This window comes from Bacillus sp. SIMBA_074 (assembly GCF_046534555.1).
GTDB lineage: Bacteria > Bacillota > Bacilli > Bacillales > Bacillaceae_G > Bacillus_A > Bacillus_A mycoides.
Genome location: NZ_JAWRYM010000126.1, coordinates 1 through 436 on the forward strand (window position 1 = coordinate 1; position 436 = coordinate 436).

Genomic DNA, 436 nt, shown 5'->3' on the forward strand with positions numbered 1-436 from the left:
GGATTTGTTCATTGATTTTCGATGTCAATGCTGCATCCAGGATTTTACCAGGCTTAAGGACGACGAACAGCAGCAAGGAAGAACCGCGGCCAAGCACTTCTCTATCAATGGCAAGGCTTTCCATAACTTCATCGATCGCTTCGACGACGCGGTAGATATCGCTAGTCCCCATCCGTACACCAGAACGGTTAATGGTCGAGTCGGAACGTCCATAAATGACGCAGCTGCCCTTGTCGTCGATCTTTATCCAATCTCCATGTTTCCATATTCCAGGATACGTATCGAAATAACTCTCGTAATATCTTGACCCGTCTTGATCATTCCAGAAGTAAAGCGGCATGGACGGCATCGGTTTAGTAATGACCAATTCACCGACTTCATTAATCAATGATTGACCTTGTTCATCAAAGGCTTCTGCACGAACACCTAATGCCCT

At 46.1% G+C, this 436-nt stretch carries 1 pseudogene; it reads right to left on the reverse strand.

The features are described from left to right. A pseudogene (locus SB773_RS30145) lies at positions 1–436 on the reverse strand (acetoacetate--CoA ligase); the annotation flags it as partial.